Consider the following 4581-nt stretch of genomic DNA (forward strand, 5'->3'; position numbering starts at 1 on the left):
AGGCCCGCCGGGCCGCCGACCCCGCGACACTGGTCCGGATCCTGGAGGTCGGCGGCCCGGCGGGCCTCGACCTGTTCGACCACGAGCCGGGCCACCTCCGCGTTGCAGCGGTCGGTGACCGGGTCGCCCTGGTACACGGCGGCCACCCGCTCGGCGGAGCCGTCGGGGAAGAGGATCTCCATGGCGGGGCGGCGGCCGGTGAGGATGCCGGGCAGCTCGGTCAGGCAGTCGCGCAGCAGCGTGCCGACCGGTGCGAGGGCCGGGTGGCGGACCGTCAGCCCGTCCAGAGCGGCGAGTGATACGGCCTCGGGCTCCACCGCCCGGCCCGTCGGGCGGAAACCACCGGTGCCGGTGACCGTCAGCCAGCCCGTCTCCGCGAGGATGTCGAGCTGGGCCCGGAACAGCGCGGCGTGCTCGGGCACCACGCCCAGGCGTCCGGCGAGTTCCTCTCCGGACGCCTCGCCCGCGGCGGACAGGCCCGCCCGGTGCAGCACCGATGCCAGCAGGGACGCCGCCAGTCGCTCCAGCTCGGCGACCGCGTGCTGATGCGTGACCAGTTCGGGGCCGGGCGCTCCCGGGAAGCGGACCTCGGGCAGCGGGTCCGGGGCACCGCCCGGCAGCACGCTCAGGGTGCGGTCGGGGTCGATGCCGAGGTTGTCCAGGATGGGCCGGTCGGCGTCCAGGGCGAACACCTGGGGCAGCCCGGCGGCGAGGGTCCGCTCGACGACGGTCATGCCCTGCTCGGCGCTCAGCGGCCGGATACCGGCGGCGCCGAAGCGGCGCAGCACCCGCTCCCGCTCCGGATCGCCGCCCGCGTGCCAGTAGCCGAGGTTGAGGACCCGCACCGGGAAGGGCAGGGTGCGGGCGGCGTGCAGGGCACAGGCGTCGGCGAAGGTGCATCCGGCGGCGTAGCCGGCCTGGCCGTGGTTGCCCTCGAAGGCCACGCCGGACGAGTAGAGGAGCGCGAAGTCCAGCGGCACCTCGCGCACCGCGTGCAGCAGGCTCCAGGTGGCGTCGGTCTTGGACTCCAGGGCGGTCCGCAGCCCGGCCTCCGGCAGCTCCCTCAGCACCTGGTCGACCAGCACCATCGCGGCGTTGATCACCCCGTGCAGGGCGCCGAACTCCCGTACGGCGTACTCGACGGCCTCCGTCAGGGCGTCCGGGTCGGTGGCGTCGAGGGCGAGGTAGCGGACCTCGGCGCCCGTCTTCTCCAGCTCCGCGACGGTCTGCCGCCGGGTCTCGTCGAGCGGGGAGCGGCCGACCACGACCAGCTTCGCTCCGTAGCCGCGGGCCAGGTGCCGGCAGGTGTCCCGGCCGACGGCGCCGAGCCCGCCGACGACCAGGTAGACGCCGCCCGGGCGGAACCGGGGCGCGGCGGCGGGCAGTTCGACCCGCTCCAGGGTGCGCACCCGGCGGACGCCCGCGCGCAGCGACACCGGCACCGGCCGGGCCGGGAACGGCTCGGCCACGATCGCGTCGGCCGCCTGGGCGGCCTCCGCCGCGCGTACGTCGACGAGCGCCACGCGCAGCGCGGGGAACTCCTTGGCCGCGACGGCGGCCAGGCCGGCGGTCCCGGCGGCCCACGGGGCGGAGTCGTCGCCCGCCTCCAGCGGGTGGACGTCCGCGGTGACGACCTTCAGGCGTGTCTCGCGCTCCAGCAGACCGTGCCGGGCCAGCGCCCGCACCAGGCGGTACAGGGCGACCGGGCCCCGGTCGGTCAGGGCGCGCAGCTCGGCGCGGCCGACGGGCTCGCGCCCGGGGGCCGTGGCCAGGAAGTAGACCAGGTCCGGTGCGCCGGATCCGGCCAGGGCGCGGTCGAGTTCGGCGTCCGCGAGGCCGCCGGGGCCGACCGGGAGCCGTCGTACGTCGGCGCAGTGGTGGGCGCGGGCGATGCCGGCGGCGGGCTCGGCGTCCAGCCGCTCCCCGACCAGCAGCACGCTGCGGGCGGCCGCGGCGCGCCCCTCGGCGGGCCGGGCGGTCCACACCGGCCGGTGCACGACCACCGCGGACGGCTTGGCCTCGCGGTAGGTCAGGCCCTCGAACCGGACCCGTACCGCGCCGGTGTCGTCGCAGAGCAGCACCTCGCAGCGGTCGGTCGCGGTCTCCCGGACGTACGACCAGCCGGTCGTGGGGACGGCGCCGAACACCTCGACGCGGTCGGCCGCGAACGGCAGCATCGGCCGGGCGTGTTCGCCCCGGCGGCGGACCAGCAGGGCGGCGACGGTGTGCAGGGCGGCGTCCAGGACGCCCGGGTGCAGGGCGTGCGCCGGGTCGTCGGCGGCGGGCTCGCCGATCCGGCCGAGCACCTCGTCCCGGCCGGTCCACACCTGCCGGACGCGGCGGAAGAACGGCCCGTACGGCAGTCCCTGCCCGGCCAGCGCCCGGTAGAAGGAGCCTTCGCCCGGGCCTTCGTCCAGGCGGGCGCGCAGCGCGGTGACGTCGAGGGGGGCGGGCGCGGGCGGGGCGGCGGAGAGGCGGCCGCAGGAGCGTACGGCGTCGTCGGCGCCGCGGATCTCGTACCGGTCGCCGTCGAAGGCCACCGCCACCGTCTCCTCGGCCCCGCTCAGGGCCAGCGGGACGACCCAGCGGACGTCCACGCAGGCCCGCCCGGCCAGTCCCCCGCTCGCCTCGGCGACCAGGTCCAGGTGGCCGACACCGGGCAGGATGGGCCGCCCGTCGACCACGTGGTCGCGCAGCGCCGGCTCGTCGGCGGCGAGCCGGCGCTCCCACCGGCGCGGGCCTGGCGCGGGGGCGGGAGCGGGCGTGGTGTCGAGCCAGTGCCGTACCCGCTCGAAGGGGTACGTCGGCAGCGGCACCCGGCGGCGCTCGGCGGGGCGCAGGCGGTGCAGCAGGTCCCAGTCGACGGTGACGCCCGAGACCCACAGCCGGCCGAGGAGGTCGTCGGCGCCGGCCGCGATCTGGGTGGCGAGGAAGTCCTCGCCGCCGATGCCGTCGGTCAGCAGGCCGGCCAGCGGCGGGTGCTGCTCCACCCGGCCCCGGTGCAGCCACTGGCCGCCCTCGCCCCGGCCGACGGCGGCGAGCTTGCCCGCCGCGTCCGCGAGGTCGGCGGCGACGAACGCCAGCCGTGCGGCCAGGGGTTCGCGGCCCACGCGCAGGGTGTGGGCGACGTCGGCCAGCCTCGGGGCACCCGGCTCGGCCAGGGTGCGGCCCAGGTCGGCCGCGCGGGCGCGCAGCCGGTCCTCGTCGCGGGCGGACAGGGCGATCAGCTCCGCCTGCCCGGGCCCGGCCGGGGCCGGCTCGGGGGTCAGGTACTCCTCCACGACGATGTGCGCGTTGGTGCCGCCCGCCCCGAACGAGCTGACGGCGGCGCGGCGCGGCAGCGGACGGCCGTCACCGTCGTACGCGCGCGGCCACGGCGCCGTCTCCCGCTGCACGGTGAACGGCGAGCGCTCGAAGTCGATGACCGGGTTGAGTTCCTCGGCGTGCAGCGTGGGCAGCAGGGTGCCGTGGCGCAGCTGCAGGACGGCCTTGGTGAGCCCGGCGATCCCGGCGGCGCCCTCCAGGTGGCCGATCGCGGACTTCACCGAGCCGAGCGCGCAGAATCCCGTGTCGCCGGTGTGCCGGGCGAAGGCCTGGGCCAGCGCGGTGTGCTCGATCGGGTCGCCCAGGGCGGTGCCGGTGCCGTGCGCCTCGACACAGCCGATGGTGCGGGCGTCGATGCCCGCGGCGGCCAGCGCCTGTTCCACCAGCGCCTGCTGGGCCTGCGGGTTGGGCACGGTGTAGCCGCTGGTCCGGCCTCCGTGGTTGACGGCGCTTGCACGGATCACGGCGTGCACGGTGTCGCCGTCGCGGACCGCGTCCGACAGCCGCTTGAGCACCACCGCGCCGACGCCCTCGCCGGGCACGTACCCGGTGCCGCCCGCGCCGAAGGCCCGGCAGCGGCCGTCGGCGGACAGCATGGTCTTGCGGCTGAGGTGCACGTACTTGTCGGGGTGCACGGCGACGTTGACGCCGCCGGCGATCGCGTACGAGCACTCGCCGCGGCGGATGCTCTCGCAGGCCTGGTGCACGGCGACGAGGGACGCGGAGCAGGCAGTGTCGATCACCACGCTCGGGCCGCGGAAGTCGCCGAAGTAGGAGACCTGGTTGGCGATGGCGGAACGGTTGGCCAGCACGACCTGGTGGTTGCCGCGGGCCGACTCGGCGGCGGCGAGGATCGCGTAGTCGTCCCACATGACGCCGACGTACACGCCGACGTCGTGCCCCTGGCCGCCGTGGCGGGGCGCCGGGATCCGGGACGGCGGGTAGCCGGCGTTCTCCAGCGCCGACCAGGCCGTCTGCAGGAAGAGCCGCTCCTGCGGGTCCATCGTGCGGGCCTGCTTGGGCGGGATCTGGAAGAACAGCGAATCGAAGGAGTCCACGTCCGACAGGAAGCCGCCCCAGCGGCCGTAGCTGCGGCCCGGTGCGGCCGGGTCCGCGTCGAACAGGGCGTCGGCGTCCCAGCGGTCCGCGGGGACCTCGGTGACGCAGTCGCGGCCCTCGGCGAGGTTGCGCCAGAACTCCTCCAGGGTGTCCGCCTGGGGGTAGCGGCCGCTGATGCCGATGATGGCGATCGGCTCG

1 protein-coding gene is annotated in these 4581 nt (G+C 76.8%); it reads right to left on the reverse strand.

All coding sequences use genetic code 11. The features are described 5' to 3' along the window. Positions 1–4581 (reverse strand): type I polyketide synthase (locus tag CCN51_RS31900; protein ID WP_143675943.1); only part of this gene is annotated, 4581 nt, incomplete at both ends.

It is taken from the genome of Streptomyces milbemycinicus (genome assembly GCF_002154605.1).
In the GTDB taxonomy this organism is placed as follows: domain Bacteria; phylum Actinomycetota; class Actinomycetes; order Streptomycetales; family Streptomycetaceae; genus Streptomyces; species Streptomyces milbemycinicus.